This is a genomic window from Burkholderia sp. BCC1999 (genome assembly GCF_905339975.1).
Lineage (GTDB): Bacteria > Pseudomonadota > Gammaproteobacteria > Burkholderiales > Burkholderiaceae > Burkholderia.
In genome coordinates, this window is the sequence record NZ_CAJPHP010000023.1 from 54,651 (window position 1) to 69,553 (window position 14,903).

11 protein-coding genes are annotated in these 14,903 nt (G+C 66.8%); 5 read left to right on the plus strand and 6 right to left on the minus strand.

Features of this window, described 5'->3' with window-relative positions:
• Nucleotides 1-1,224 (plus strand): glycosyltransferase family 4 protein, encoded by a 1,224-nt coding sequence (locus U5809_RS27770; protein WP_322088880.1) that lies wholly within the window; start codon nt 1-3, stop codon nt 1,222-1,224.
• 689 nt (nt 1,225-1,913) lie between these two features.
• Nucleotides 1,914-3,305 (plus strand): sigma-54 dependent transcriptional regulator, encoded by a 1,392-nt coding sequence (locus U5809_RS27775; RefSeq protein WP_282510292.1) that lies wholly within the window; start codon nt 1,914-1,916, stop codon nt 3,303-3,305.
• Between the two features lie 60 nt (nt 3,306-3,365).
• Here the strand turns inward: U5809_RS27775 and U5809_RS27780 are convergent, their stop codons facing one another.
• The 6 genes from U5809_RS27780 to U5809_RS27805 all read right to left on the minus strand — a co-directional run bounded on the left by U5809_RS27780 (nt 3,366) and on the right by U5809_RS27805 (nt 10,279).
• On the minus strand, nt 3,366-5,819 hold the full coding sequence (locus tag U5809_RS27780; RefSeq protein WP_415877965.1) for a glycoside hydrolase family 2 protein: 2,454 nt from the start codon (nt 5,817-5,819) through the stop codon (nt 3,366-3,368).
• Between the two features lie 29 nt (nt 5,820-5,848).
• On the minus strand, nt 5,849-6,904 hold the full coding sequence (locus U5809_RS27785) for a DUF1839 family protein (RefSeq protein WP_322088882.1): 1,056 nt from the start codon (nt 6,902-6,904) through the stop codon (nt 5,849-5,851).
• A complete protein-coding gene (locus U5809_RS27790; protein ID WP_322088883.1) occupies nt 6,901-7,875 on the minus strand; it encodes an amino acid--[acyl-carrier-protein] ligase in 975 nt (324 codons plus the stop codon). The genes U5809_RS27785 and U5809_RS27790 overlap by 4 nt, the downstream gene beginning before the upstream one ends.
• Nucleotides 7,872-9,068, minus strand: a complete 1,197-nt coding sequence (locus U5809_RS27795) for an acyl-CoA dehydrogenase family protein (protein ID WP_322088884.1) — start codon at nt 9,066-9,068, stop codon at nt 7,872-7,874. Before U5809_RS27795 ends, U5809_RS27790 begins: the two co-directional genes overlap by 4 nt.
• Complete coding sequence (locus U5809_RS27800) at nt 9,065-9,316, minus strand: acyl carrier protein (protein WP_006490451.1); 252 nt, start codon at nt 9,314-9,316, stop codon at nt 9,065-9,067. The genes U5809_RS27795 and U5809_RS27800 overlap by 4 nt, the downstream gene beginning before the upstream one ends.
• 180 nt (nt 9,317-9,496) lie before the next feature.
• On the minus strand, nt 9,497-10,279 hold the full coding sequence (locus U5809_RS27805) for a Crp/Fnr family transcriptional regulator (protein WP_322088885.1): 783 nt from the start codon (nt 10,277-10,279) through the stop codon (nt 9,497-9,499).
• 919 nt (nt 10,280-11,198) lie between these two features.
• Here U5809_RS27805 and U5809_RS27810 point away from each other — a divergent pair.
• From U5809_RS27810 to U5809_RS27820, 3 genes are all read left to right on the plus strand, one after another.
• On the plus strand, nt 11,199-11,981 hold the full coding sequence (locus U5809_RS27810) for a Crp/Fnr family transcriptional regulator (protein WP_322088886.1): 783 nt from the start codon (nt 11,199-11,201) through the stop codon (nt 11,979-11,981).
• Nucleotides 11,982-11,992: 11 nt separating this feature from the next.
• Nucleotides 11,993-13,399, plus strand: a complete 1,407-nt coding sequence (locus tag U5809_RS27815; protein WP_322088887.1) for an undecaprenyl-phosphate glucose phosphotransferase — start codon at nt 11,993-11,995, stop codon at nt 13,397-13,399.
• Between the two features lie 153 nt (nt 13,400-13,552).
• On the plus strand, nt 13,553-14,725 hold the full coding sequence (locus tag U5809_RS27820) for a glycosyltransferase family 1 protein (RefSeq protein ID WP_322088888.1): 1,173 nt from the start codon (nt 13,553-13,555) through the stop codon (nt 14,723-14,725).
• Nucleotides 14,726-14,903 lie beyond the last annotated feature (178 nt).

The window sequence follows — 14,903 nt, forward strand, 5'->3', positions numbered from 1 at the left end:
TTGAAGATTGCGATCGTTCACGACTGGCTGGTCGTGCCTGGCGGCGCCGAACGCGTGCTGGCGCACATGATCGACTGCTTTCCCCAGGCCGATGTCTACAGCCTCGTCGATTTCCTCGAGGATCGTGATTGCCTGCGCGGCCGCGCGGTGCGCACGTCCTTCATCCAGAAGCTGCCGTTCGCGCGCACTCGCTACCGCAGCTATCTGCCGCTGTTTCCGCTGGCCATCGAGCAGTTCGACCTGTCGGCATACGACGTCGTGCTGTCGAGCTCGTATGCGGTCGCGAAGGGCGTGCTGAGCGGTCCCGACCAGTTCCACGCCAGCTACGTGCATTCGCCGGTGCGCTATGCATGGGACCTGCAGCACCAATACCTGAACGAAGCCGGGCTCGCACGCGGGCCGAAATCGGCGATCGCGCGGGCGCTGCTGCATTACATCCGCAACTGGGATGCGCGCTCGGCGAACGGCGTCGATCGCGTGGCCGCGAATTCGCACTTCATCGCACGCCGCATCCGCAAGACCTACCGGCGCGATGCGACGGTGATTTATCCGCCGGTCGACGTCGACCACTTGTCGCTGCGTTCGGACAAGGAGGCGTTCTACCTGACCGCATCACGGCTCGTGCCGTACAAACGGATCGACCTGATCGTCGACGCGTTCTCGCGTACGCCGGAACGCCACCTCGTCGTGATCGGCGACGGGCCGGAGATGGCGAAGATCCGCGCGCTCGCCGGGCCGAACGTCACGCTGCTCGGCTACCAGCCGTTCGACGTGCTGCACGACCACCTGCAGCGTGCGCGCGCATTCGTGTTCGCGGCGGAAGAGGACTTCGGCATTTCGCCGGTCGAGGCGCAGGCCTGCGGCACGCCCGTGATCGCGTACGGCAAGGGCGGCGTGCGCGAATCGGTGCGCGCGTGGCCGGGCGCCGGTGCAACGGGCCTGTTCTACCGCGCGCAGACGGTCGACGCGCTGCTCGATGCGCTTGCCCGTTTCGAAGCGCTGCCGCGCGGGTCGATCGACCCGCATGCGTGTCGGGCGAATGCCGAATGCTTCGGCTCGGCGCGCTTTCGGGACGAGCTCACACGCTTCGTGATGGACGGCTATGCTGCGTTGCAGGAGGAGATGGCCGGACCGGCCGGTTTCACGCCGGAAGACGACGCTCCGAGCGAGGACGGCATGCGCGATCGGCCGGCCCGGCATGACGAGACGGCGCTGCGAACCTGAGCGGCGACCGCGCCGGCTGATTACGGCATGTAACGGCTGCACGCACCGCACGCCGTCTCGAGGCGGCGTGGCCGTCCGGCGCTGCGCGCGATTATGCGGTGCGTGGCATGCGGTGCCGGTCTTTTTCGCGGATTTCGGTGTAAATCGCGCGCAATCATTCGTGGTTATCTTGCTGAAAAGTAGTATTTGCCACTGATTGACGGGAATGCTCATAGATAATCAAATCTCAGTGACCAAAGGTGTGTCGCGCGGGGCGACCGGCTGCGTAACCGGCTGATTCAGGATTATCTTTTGGTAACAAGACCATCGCGAAACGGGGTGTAAATTCACGAACGGATGAAATGCAGCGGTCATTCCGCGAGCGGGTTGGCCGCCATCCGGTTCAGCATCGGGCGCGACTGTCGTGTACGACGCGACGCACATGCGGATGGAAGTTACGTTTGCCGACGTGCCCCGCCTGACGGCGGGTCGCTTCAAAGCCGGAACGTCGTGGCTCCCGCAGCCGCGCGTTCCGTTCGAGTTCGATGACAACGAGGCCGGATGACATCCGGCTCGACCTCCGGGGGGCTCGCCGTGTGCAGTTTCGATCTTCGCCAAGGCTGCGGAAACGCAGCGCGGAAAGGCGGCCATGCGCCGCCGGCCGCAGCGCACGCGAACGGGTCGCGGAGTGGAGAAAGTGATGGTTCGTTATGAATATGCCAATAACGCGCGATAAGAGCGCCGGCGCGGGGAGCGGTAATGGGCAGCGTCCGCTGATCTACTGGACGCAGTCGCCGTCCGTGATGCTGCGAAAGGAACTGTCGCGTCGCGACTGGAAAGTGTCGGTCGTCGCGCACGCGAACGAGTTGCGCGAAACGTCCGGCGAAATCACCTGCGGCATTCTCGATCTCAGCGGCGGTCATGCCGATGCGATCGGCAGCATCGCGTCGACCTGCGCGTCGATGCGCGACGTCGTGTGGGTCGCGCTCGTCGACGTCGGCCAGACCGCATCGCCGAACGTGCGCGCGCTGTTGCGCGACTACTGCTTCGACTACGTCACGCTGCCCGCGTCGCATCAGCGGATCGCCGATACGGTCGGCCATGCGTACGGCATGGAGTGCCTGTTCGCACGCGACCGCGAACAGCTCGAATCGGAAGAGAAGGGTATCGTCGGCACCTGCAGCGCGATGCTGCGGCTGTTCGATACGGTGCGGCGTTTCGCGCGCACCGACGCCCCGGTGTTCGTGTTCGGCGAAACGGGCACCGGCAAGGAACTGACGGCCGTCGCCATCCATCGCCATTCGGAACGGCGCAACGGCCCGTTCGTCGCGGTCAACTGCGGCGCGATTCCGCCGCATCTGCTGCAATCCGAGTTGTTCGGCTATGAGCGCGGCGCATTTACCGGCGCGAACGCGCGCAAGATCGGCTATGTCGAAGCCGCGAACGGCGGCACGCTGCTGCTCGACGAGATCGGCGACCTGCCGCACGAGAGCCAGGCGAGCCTGTTGCGCTTTCTGCAGGAGCGGTCGATTCATCGCCTCGGCGGCAGCGACCCGGTGCCGGTCGATGTCCGGATCGTGTCGGCCACGCACGTCGACCTGCGCGACGCGATGGAGGAAGGGCGCTTTCGCGCCGACCTGTTCCACCGCCTGTGCGTGATGCGCATCGACCAGCCGCCACTGCGGGCACGCGGCAAGGACATCGAACTGCTCGCGCATCACATGCTCGAACGTTTCCGTGGCGATGCGCGCCATCGCGTGCGCGGTTTCTCGACCGATGCGATCACCGCACTGTACAAGCACGACTGGCCGGGCAATGTCCGCGAACTGATCAACCGGGTGCGCCGTGCGGTCGTGATGACGGAAGGGCGCCTGATCACCGCACGCGATCTCGAACTCGAATACTGTCTCGATGCGGCGTCGCCGTCGGTGGCGGACATCCGCAAATCGATCGAGCGCGAGGCGATCGAAACCGCGTTGCTGCGCACGCGCGGCCGCGTCGCGGCCTCCGCGCGCGAGCTCGGCGTGTCGCGTGCGACGTTGTATCGCTGGATGGAGGCATACGGCATCGAGCGGCCACGCGGTACGGGTTCGTCCGACTGAGCGGCCGGATCGATACGGGATGGAACACGCTCGCGGCACGAAGCGGCCGCGAGCGTTGCATCAACCGGCCTGCGTGGCGCGCACCGCGCGCGCGGCATTCACTGCACGGATTTCCACCACGGGCGGCACATTGTCGCCGGTCGCCGGGTCGTTCCCGGTGGTGCGCAGCGGAACGAGCGCGACCCGAGCCGGCGTGCCGGGCGCGAGGTGGAACCAGTCGTCGCGCGGCATGAATCCCGGCGCGTCGATCTGCACGTGGCGCGCGACGTGCCGCGTGTCGATGTCGACGTGCCACGTGTCGCCCGTGCGCGACACGCACGCCTCGATCCCGAGTTCGCGGCGCGCCAGCACGGCCGGATGCGTGCGGGACGGGAAATGGAACGCCTGCGACAACAGCGTGCCGTCGTCGGCGCGCAATGTCGCGACGACGGTATCGTGTTCGCAGGGCCCGAAGCGGTACGCATAGGTCCAGTCGAAGAAGCGGCCGAGCAGATCGGCCGAGCCGATCCGCATGGTGTCGTGCGCGGCGATCCGCACCGGGCCGCCGGCCCGCGCGACCGGCGTGCGGCCGTCGCGCAGTGCGACCAGCTCGATCGCCGCCGACAGCGGCGCCGGGCGCTCGTTGACCACGTGCACGTCGAGCCCGTTCAAGCCTTCGTCGACGAGCAGCACCTGGACCGGCTGCAGCACCTGCCGCAGCGCATACCACGCCGATTTCGGTCGTTGCGCGGCGTCGATCACGCCCCATCCGGCGCCGGGCATCACGTCCTGGAACTGCCACACGAGCGCACCGGCGCAGCGTGAGCCGGTGCGCCGCCACTCGGAGAACGTCTCGCGCATCAGGTCCGCGATCACCGCACGCGACAGCTCGAAGTAGCGGGCCGGATCCTCGCGCCGCAGCCGGTCGGGCGCGACGTCGTACAGCGTCTGCAGATAGTGGTCGCGGATATCCTCGAAGTCCCACGACGTGCCGGGGTCGCGCGGCACGGCCGCTTTCCAGCGCGGCTCGTGCACGCCGGGCCAGCCGAGCTCCGCGAGCGTCGCATCGCACGGCACGTTCGAGAACGCGAGGCATTCGCTCGCGAAGCGCACGTCCGCGCGACGCGCGTCGTCCAGCGGGCGCAGGTACGCGCCGACGCCGTAGTAGTGCGACACCCGTTCCCGAGGCGTGAACGGCAGCACGCCGCCGTCGGGCGAATCGGGCACGTACGGGACGTCGGGGCGTCGCGTGGCCGCATGGCCGGCCAGACGGTCGGCCGTCAGTTCGAGAAAGCGCTGCTTCGGTCCGAGCCCCGACATCGCGGCCTGTTGCGCGATCTCGCTGCCGCCGCACAGCACCGCAAGCGACGGCGAGGCGCCGCGGCGCGCGAGAAATTGATCGGCCTCGCGGTCGACGTTGTCCGCGAACGCGGGGTCGTCGAGCGCGTAGTCGAAGTTCGCGAACATGAAGTCCTGCCAGACCAGCAGCCCGAGCCGGTCGCACCAGGCGTGGAATGCGTCGGCCTCGTAGGTCATCGTGCCGCCGACGCGGATCATGTTGAAGCCGGCGTCGCGTGCGAGCCCGAGCAGGCGGCCGTAGGCCGCGTCGTCCGCGTGCAGCGTGAGCGGGGCAGCGCTGCTCCAGCACGCGCCGCGCGCGAACACCGGCACGCCGTTGATGCGCAGCCCGAAACCCTTGCCGTCGGCGCCGCCGTCGATCTCGATCGTGCGGAACCCGGTCGAACCGAGCGGCCGCCGTTCGTCGCCGATATGCAACGTGATCTCGTAGAGTGCGGGCTCGCCGTGCGTATGCGGCCACCAGCGGCGAACGTTGGGGATGGCGACGCTTGCGCGCAGCCGGTCGGCACCGGCGCGTTCGAGCGTCGCTTGATGTTCGCCGCACGACAGCCGCGCCGCGACGCTGTCGGACAGCGGCGCGGCGAACGTCAGTTCCGCGTCGAGCCAACCCGTGTCGCCTTCGATGCGCGCCTGCAGGCTGGTATCGACCAGAGCGGGGCCATCGGCCGGATCGAGTACGTCGACGGGCCGCCACGGGCCGGCCGGGACAACCGGCGGGAACCAGCCCGGCATGTGCCCGAACAGCGACGTGCGGACCGTGCGCAGCGCGGCCGGCTCGGCGAGCCGTGTGCGCCAGCGCGCACGACGCGTCGCGCGCACGTCGCGCAGGTGCGGCGCGAGTGCACGGAAGCAGAGCGTCAGCCGGTGCGTGCCGTCGAGCGATACAGGGACGTCGTGCGCGACGAACATGCTGTCGGAACGGAGGATCGGCGTGTCGTCGAGCCAGGCTTGCGCGAGCGTGGCGAGACCGTGGAAGCGCAACACGCGCGGCCCGTGCCCGCGCAGTTCGATCCGGTACCAGTGGTCGCGCTCGTCGAGCGAGCGCGCGTCGTCGGGCCGGCCGGCCAGTGTGAGCGCCTGCGCAACCGTGCCGGGTACGGGCGCCGCGATCCAGTCGCCGTCGTTGCCAGGCAGGTCACGCGGTTCGTGCATGGCGCCCGCGGCCGTCGCGAGCATCGACCATGCGGGCAGGCTGCGCGCGCGCGTCACCGCATGACCGGCACGGGCGCCGCATCGCTGCGCACGGGTGCGACATGCCGCAGCGGCGAGCCGATCTGGCGCGCGCACGCGACGAGGTCGGCATACGCGGCCTCGATCGCCTCGAGCGTCGAATCGCCGCGTTCTTCCTTGCCGCGCGCGCAGGCGCGCGCGAGCCGGAATTCCAGCACCATCGCTTCGGACGCGATGCGGTCACACGCCGCGCGAATCTCGGCGAACGGCCCGACGCAGCCGCTGGCCTGCAGCCAGCGCGCGTAATGGCCGAACAGTTCGAAATTCGCGCCGAGCTGCCGCACCGAATTGAACGAGTACGCGTGGAAGTGCTCGAGCGGCGAATCGGCAAGGGTGCGCGCGTCGGTCTGCAACTGCCGCCGGAACGCGGCGATCGGATTGACGACCGGCAGGCGCCGCAGGTGACGCTGCAGCGCGGCGAGCGATGCGTCGCAGAGTTCGCGCTCGCCGAGCGGCGTAAATCGTCGTTTCGCGCATTCGACGTACGGCGGCAGCGTCATCGGCGAGCTGCCACCGACGAGCCCGTTGTAGTCGAAATCCTCGGCCACGTAGTAGCCGCTGTTGTGGAAATAGCCGATCTGGCGCTTCACGCGGTCGATGGCGTCGATGCCGATCGTCGTCTTCGTGTGTTGCGTGCGGTAGCTGCTGCCGCGCGTGTCGGGCAGGAACCACGCGTCGACCTCGACGATCATCAGGTGGCCGCGCGCGACCTGCGTCTCGATGTGCTGGTCGAGCGGCTCGTAGATCGAGTGTTCCTGCACGACGATCCCGTAGAGCCGCTCCAGTTCGTCGTGTGGAAACTTGAAGAACGTGAACTGGTCGCCCTCGAAGTCGAGCGCGATCGTAAACGGCAGCGCCGCGTACGGATTCAGGCCCCACCACCGGAGCACCTCGAGCCACATGTCGACGTAGCAGTTGGTCTGCTTCCAGACCATCTCCTGACTATGCAGCGGGTGCGGCCGGTAGTGGCGTGCGCGATGACGCACATCCTCGAACGACGCGTCTTCGCCGTCGCGGGAAACGAATTTCATCGCGCGCCCCACAGGACGTCGCGCACGTCGCTCGGCCACGCCTCGATGTCGAAGCCGTGGTGGCGGAACAGCGCGAGCGTGAGCCGCTCGAGACCGAAGCCGACGCAGCCCGTGTGCGCGACGTCGTCCGTCGCGGTGCGGATGTTCCACAGCAGGCCGAAATGGTCCATGTGGTAGTTGAAGCTCAGGCATGCGGTCTGGCGGTCGTCGCGCTCGATCGGGATCAGCAGCTCGAACTTCAGGTTCTGCTCGCGCTGGCTGTTCGCGACGATCTTGCCGCCGCGTCCGAAGAACGGATCGTTCGCGAGATCGATCGCGTTCGGCAGGCGCAGCGCCTCGATCATCCGCGTGCCGCGCTCGATCCACGTTTCGCGGAACGCGACGATCTGTTCGGGCGTACCGATCCGCACGTACTCGCGCATCCGGAACAGCTGCATGCGGGTCGGGTCGAGCGACGGCTCGTGCCGGAAGCAGTACGAGAACACGTCGACGATCCGGCCGTCGGCGGGCAGTGCGCCCGCACGTGCGACGACGGGGTAGACGGGGTAGCACGCGGCCGGCGTCATCACGACGTAGGTCGGCTTCTGGTTTTCGGTCCAGTCGTCGCCGCGATCGAGACACTGCAACAGGCGCTGGTGCTGATGCTCGTCGCCGCAGAACGCATGCACGCTGCCCGCGAGCTGCGGGAAGCTCTTCATGTATTCGCTGCGCTCGAACTCGAGGCGGCTCATCGCCGGCGGGAAGCGCAGCACTTCGGCCTGCTGGTCGGCGCCGATACGCGTGACGAATGCGTCGAGCGCTTCGACGACGCGCTCGAATCGTTCGCTGCGGCCGAACAGGCCCTGGATGCCGGTCGAGACCAGCAGGCCCGCGTCGATCAGTTCATCGCGCAGCGGATTGACGCCTGCGCGGTCGAGCGGCGCGTCGGCTGGTGTGGCGGTGGTGGAAGGTACGGCGAGGCGGTCGTTCACGAATGTTTCTCCAGCGTCGCAGGACGCAGCGCGAGCAGCAGGCTCGCAGTATTGGCGGCAATGCGGTCGTTGCTGATCATCAGCGGCGCCGCGAGCAGGTCGCGAATGTGGCGGCCGATGCTGAACGGCGTGCCTTGCTTGTAGCCGGCCATCCCGCAGATCATCATCGCCTGGTGCGCGACTTCGAGCGCGGTCGTCGACACGTAGGTCTTCAGCGTGTTGATCTCGGCGGCCCGGGCCATGCCGGCCGACCACGAGCCCGACGCCGCGTTCGCATGGAGGCGCAGCACGGCGTCGACGCGGGCCTGCATCGCCTGCATCAGCGCGAGCGATTCGGCGATGCGTCGCGCCGCGGGCGACGGCGCGCCGTCGGTCTGGCGCGCCTGCGCACGGAAAAACTGGTGTGCGCGATGGAACGCGTCGCCGGCCACGCCGACCCATACCGCGGCCCACAGGATGTGCGAGACCGGCACCATCGTTTCTTCGGCGATCTTCGCGAACGGGACCGGCAGGCACTGCACGGCGGCACCTTGTGCATCGAGCACGAAGCCGTTGCTGCAGGTGCCGCGCATCCCGAGCGTGTCCCATTCGCCGCGGCGCGTGAGCGTATAGCCGTCGCGCAGCAGCGTGACGAGCACCTGCTCGGAAGCCGGTGCGTCGGCGTCGCGTCGCGCGGTCGCGAGGATGCCGTCCGCGTAGTCGCCATACGAGATCGTCGGCGCGGCTTTGTGCAGCCGGAACCCGCCGCCGTCGGTTTCGAGCGCGCACTGACTCGCGCGCAGGTTGCCGCCGACGCCGTCTTCCGACGTGGCCGATGCGAGCAGCCACTGGTGGCGCACGAGCTGCTGCAGGAACAGCTTGTGCCAGCCCTGGTCGGCAGCATGGTCGACGATGCACGCGACCTGGATCTGGTGCATCGCGAACACCATCGCCGACGACGCGCAGGCCTGGCCGAGAATCGAGCAGGCCGACGCGATGTCTTCCAGCGACGCGCCCGCACCACCGAGATGGGACGGCACCATCGCGCCGAGCAACCGGCGCGCGCGCATCGCCTCGATCGCCTCGACGGGGCAGCGCGCGTCGCGATCGACCGCATCCGCATGTTGCGCGGCGATCTGTGCGACGGCGTGCGCGGCCTCGTCGAGCCGATGCGATTCGCTGTCGGCCGCGAGTTCCGGAAGCAGCGCGCTCATGCCGAATGCTCGGTGCGTTGGAGTGTGGCGATCGTGTCCGCGAGTGCGTCGATGCTGCGGAACAGGTTGCGGTTCAGCATCTCGTCGGGAATCTCGATGTTGAACTGCTTCTCGATCGCGAGCATCAGCTGGATCGTGTCGAGCGAGGAGAGGCCCGCTTCGTAGAGGTCGTCCCCGTCGCCGATCGAATCGATGGCGGCTTCAAGGTGGGCGACGTGCTTGAGGATGGTTCTGATTTCGTTTTTCACGTGCTGCTCCGGCGTGCATGGTGTCGTCTGCTCGGGCAGACGCGCGATGTGCGCTGACGTCCCCCCGGCAGTCCGGCATCAGTAGACCATTGGCAGGCACGGCGTTCTGTTCGCCACCCTACAAACAGCTGACCCGGCACGCTTGCGGTGCCGCAGCACCACGCTGCGCCCGGCCGCCGATCACGCGCGCGATGCAGCCGGCACGCCCGAATCGGCCGACAGGATGCGCTTCATTTCGTCGCGCACGATCGCGCGGCAGCCGCACGACATCTTTTCGAGGCCGTCGAGGTCGGCGAGCTCGATCGAGCTGCGGTACTGGCGGATCAGGCCGAGCTTCTGGATTTCGCCCGCGGCATCCGTGACGGTTTCGCGCCGCACGCCGAGCATTTGCGCGAGCATGCTGTGCGTCACCTGGATCTCGATGCTGCGCGTGCGGTCGTACGCGAGCAGGAACCATCGGCATAGCTGATGTTTCAGCACGTGATGGCGGCTGCAGAACGTGATCTGCGACACCTGCGCCATCAGCAGCCGCACGCAGACGAACACGAGATGACGGATCACCGGCGACGTGTCGAATGCGGCGGCGAATACGCGCCGGTCGAGCCGGTAGACGAAGCCGTCGCGGCAGGCCACCGCACGGCAAGGCATCCGGCCGCTGCCGCCGATCACGTCGTCGCAGACCACGCTCTCGCTGCCGATCTCCGCGACTTCCAGCGTCATGCCGCCGGAGGACACGTACTGCAGCGAGATTGCCGTCGTGACGGGCAGGTACACCGCGGTGAGCATTTCACCGGGTTCGCACAGCACTTGCCCCGATTTCAGGTGGACGAGCTGAAGGTGGGGCGCCAGCGTGGCGAGTTCGTCGCGGTCGATGGCCGCGAGAAACCGGTTGGCATCGAAGCTGTGGGAAAGCTCGATCATGCCGTTCGCATGGGCGACGGCGTCGTGGGCCTGGAGAGTCACGGCACATCCTCGTAGGGTGGCGGTCGCGCGTCGTCGTGGCGGTCCCGGAGAAACGGGAATTAGCACGATCGTGCGGACTTTTGTTCATTGAAAATCGAATGACGACGCTGCAAAAAGGCTAGCACGCGATTGAAATCGATCAATTGCACATTACGTCATTTCACAAAGTTTGACGATTTTGCTTGAGCGGAAACGTCATGTAGATTTAATGATTCATCTCCGTTGAATTAATCATCCCGAAACGGAATACGGTGCAGGTTGGGTATTCAATGTCGATCGGGAATCAATCGGATCACGGTGCCAAGCGTACGTGAAAATCATCAGGCATACATTGAACATTATTTGACAAATAAGCGGGGCGCGCATAAATGTCCAGCAGGATCAATGGTTTGTGCGAGATGTGTGCGGTAGATGACAGAGCGCGGAATGCGTGTGCCGATTCAAATTTGAGACAGTTTCAAACGAGCGTGTGAAGCGTCGTGGCGCCGGAAAGCGATGTTCGCGACGTCACGGAAACAATTGAAAATCGGCTGTAAGTATATGAACGACAAGCCTCGCGGTCCGATCTGTTTGCCCTGGCTTCACGCCCTTCAATTGATCAGTCAAATCACTTGCTGTGTCCATGGCCGGAAGAGTGTCCGGAAATGAGACGTTTTTTATGGTGCGAGGCCGAGTATTCCGGGGATCTAAATCAGGCGTGATTCATATATTAAGGATGGGCGGGTATTGGCACGTAAATCGCTTATTCGAATTCGCGTGTCGAAACGGGACGGTCGACTCGATCCGGCGGTAACGAGTCGATGGTCGGTCGGAATCAGGGTTGTGGGCCGCAACCGCTGTCAACGTCCGGACGCGCATCGCGATAACGAATTCCGTGCATGGGGCTGCAGGCGGCGCGGACAATAAAAGGGATACAGACATGCTTCATCTTCACTCGAGCTACACGGCGAACGCCATCCTCGATGCACTTCCGGAGGACAGCATCCGCACCATCGCACCGCATCTGGAACTCGTCCGGATCAAGGCCGGGATGCTTGACCGGGTTGGCGAGCCGATGCGCCATCTGTATTTTCCGACGACATCGATGATGTCGGTGCAGCACCTGATGGAGGACGGTGCGATGGTCGAAGTGGCGGTGGTCGGCCGTGAAGGCGTGGTCGGCCTCGGGACGCTGGTCGGTGGCGTCGCGGCGTCGAGCCGGGTTGAGGTGCGCATCGGCGGGATGGCGTATCGCGTGCCGAGCTGCGTGATGCGGGCTGAATTCGAGCGATCGCCGGAGACGTACCGGCTGCTGCTCAACTACTGCCAGGCGGCGATGGCGCAGATCTCGCGCAGCGCACTGTGCAACCGGCATCACTCGGTCAGCGAGCAGTTGAGCCGCTGGCTGCTGCTCGCGCACGACCGGATCGACGGCGACGAGCTGGCCGTCACGCAGCAGACGATCGCGAACATGCTCGGCGTGCGGCGCGAAGGCGTGACGGAGGCAGCCGGCAACCTGCAGGAAGCCGGGCTGATCCGGCAGCGCCGCGGTCGCATCACGGTGCTCGACCGCGACGGTCTCGAACATCACTCGTGTGAATGCTACGACCTGATTCGCGCCGACTATCGCCGGTTGCTCGGGGCGCGCGGGAATGCGAGGCAGGCGCCGGTTCGCCCGCGCATGCCGGAGGTGCGTTGCGGATTCCCGGCGCATGGTGCGTAACGATGCAGTCGATGTCTGGTGGAACGAATACGTTGCGACGTGCCGCGATCGCGGCAGTCGACGTCGTGCTCGTGCTGGCGGGGGCGCTTGCGGCGCAAGTCGCGTCCGGCCTGGCGTGGCACGGGCTGTCCGATGCGCAGCGTGGCGCGATCGCACTGTTGTGCGTGCTGACGGTGGCGCTGCTGCCGCGCTACCTGCGCACCGTGCGCGGTGGCGTGACGGTGCAGGGCGGTGCGCACGTGCTGACGCAGACGCTGGTGGCGGTCGTCTGCGCGAGCGTGCTGACGGTGGCCGGCACGATGTGGATCATGAATCGCGGCGGCACGGTCACGGCACGCTGGATCGTGGATACGGTGCTGGCCGGCGGCGCGGCGTTGCTGCTCGGTCGCGCCGCGCTGCTGGCATTTGTGCTGACGCGCGACGACCCGCGAGCGCGGCAACGCCGGGTCGCCGTGGTCGGCGCAACGGCGTACGGGCGCGTGGCGATCGAGCGGATGCAGCTCGCGCCGAGCAGCCCGTTCGTGGCGGCGTGCGTCTTCGATGACGACGCGCCGGCCGCCGCGGTCGGCATCGGCGGCGTGCCGGTGATCGACGACTGGACCACGCTGCGCGACATGATCCGCAGCGGCCAGATCGACGAAGTGTGGCTGACGCTGCCGATGTCGCACGAATGGCGGATCCAGCGCATCGTGCGCGAGTTGCGCGACGAATTCGTCGAGCTGCGGCTGTTGCCCGACGTGCGGCAGATGGCGGTCGTCGATCGCTCGGCGACCGACGTGCTCGGCATGCCGGCGATCAATCTCGCGACCACGCCGAGCTCTGCGCCGGAGCTGTGGGCGAAGTTCGCGTTCGACCGGCTGTTCGCGTTCGGCGTGCTGATTCCGTTGCTGCCGCTGCTGTCGATGCTGGCCGTCGCGGTCAAGCTGTCGTCGCCGGGGCCCGTGCTGTTCAGGCAGCGCCGCAAGGGCGTGGACGGCCGCGAGTTCGACATCCTGAAGTTCCGGACGATGCGTGTGCATCGCGCGCAGCCGGGCGTCTTGCGGCAGGCGTCGCGCAACGATGCACGCATCACGCGTGTCGGCGCCTTCCTGCGGCGCACGTCGCTCGACGAGCTGCCGCAGTTCTTCAACGTGCTGTTCGGGCAGATGTCGGTCGTCGGGCCGCGTCCGCACGCAATCGAACACGACGACCTCTATCGTCAACTGATCGACTGCTACATGTACCGCTATCGCGTGCGTCCGGGCATCACCGGATGGGCGCAGGTGAACGGCTACCGCGGCGAGACGCGCAAGGTCGAGGCGATGGCGGCGCGCGTGAAGTTCGATCTCTTCTACATGCAGAACTGGAGCTTCTGGTTCGACATGAAGATCATCCTGTTGACGATCGTGCGCGGCTTCATCGGGCGCAACGCTTTCTGAGGATGACGAAACGTCAGGAAAGCCGTGTGTTGTGCGGTCGAACGTACCGACCGGAACGATGGAGGCGGACACACTGACGGCACAGCAGCATTCCGCGCCGCGGAGTGTCCGGCGACGCTTCTTCGCGTCGCAGCCATCGGAACAGTCACGATCATGTCAACGTCGATTCGGGAGCGAAGCGCACCGGTACTGCAGGACACGCGCGCGGAACGGGGCGTCGGCACAGCCGCGCACACCGCGCGGTTGCGCGGCCTCGCAGTCAACGGGAAATTTACCGCGCAGCGCATGACGGGCGTTCAGCGCGTGGCATACGAACTGACGGCCGAACTTGCGCGCATCGCGAGCGCCGGCGACGAACCGTCGCTCGTCGTGCCGGCCGATCACGATCCGGCGGCCATGCCGGCCGGCGCACGGCCGCAGACCACCGGGCGCCGGCACGGTGCGCTGTGGGAACAATGGACACTGCCGCGCACGACGCGCGGCCGGACCCTGCTGAGCCTGTGCAACATCGGCCCGCTGGCGAAACGCGATCAGCTGGTGATGATTCACGACGCGGCGATCTTCGATCTGCCGGCCGGCTATTCGCTCGCGTTCCGTCTGTGGTACCGCTTCGCGTTCTCCATTCTGAAGCGGCGCGCGCGCCATATCGTGACGGTGTCGCATTTTTCGCGGGCGCGGCTGGCCGCGCGCCTGGGTGTGCCGCCGGCGCGCCTGTCCGTCGTGCCGGGCGCAGTCGATCATATCGACCGGATCGATGCCGATCCCGGCGTGCTGTCGCGCCTGAATCTCGAGACGGACGGCTACGTGCTGTTCGTCGGCTCGCTCGCGCCCGGCAAGAATCTCGGGCGCGCGCTGGCCGCGATAGCGTTGATGCGCACGTCGCACCCGACGTTGCGCTTCGTGATCGCGGGCGGCGCGAATGCGAAGATATTCGGTGTACGCGAGGCCGGCCTGCGCGAAGACGATCCGTACGTCACGTGGGCCGGTTACGTGACCGACGGCGAACTGAAGGCGCTGTACGAGCACGCGGGATGTTTCGTTTTTCCATCGTTGTACGAAGGATTCGGACTGCCGCCGCTCGAGGCGATGCGATGCGGGTGCCCCGTCATCGTTTCGCACGAGGGTTCGCTGCCGGAAGTCTGCAGTGGGGGCGCGCTGTTCTGCGATGCCTATTCGCCGCCGGACATCGCGGCCGCCATCGCGCGCGTGATGGATGAGCCCGAACTGCGCACGCGGCTGCGCACGATGGGTCGCGAGCATGCGCAGCAGTACAGCTGGCAGCGCTCGGCGCGCGCGTTGCTAGACATCGTCCGTGCCGATGCCTGACGCGCGGTGACGCAGTCCCGCGCAACGGCTGGATCGATGCCGGCGGCGCCTGCGTCAGACGAATCCGGCGATGTCGGGTTTTCGCGTCCGTCCCCGATTTTCGGCCGCTCGGCCTGCACGCTGATTCCGGTCAACACACGCGTGTTCAATGGGTTTATCCTGCGTCGAATGCGTCCTG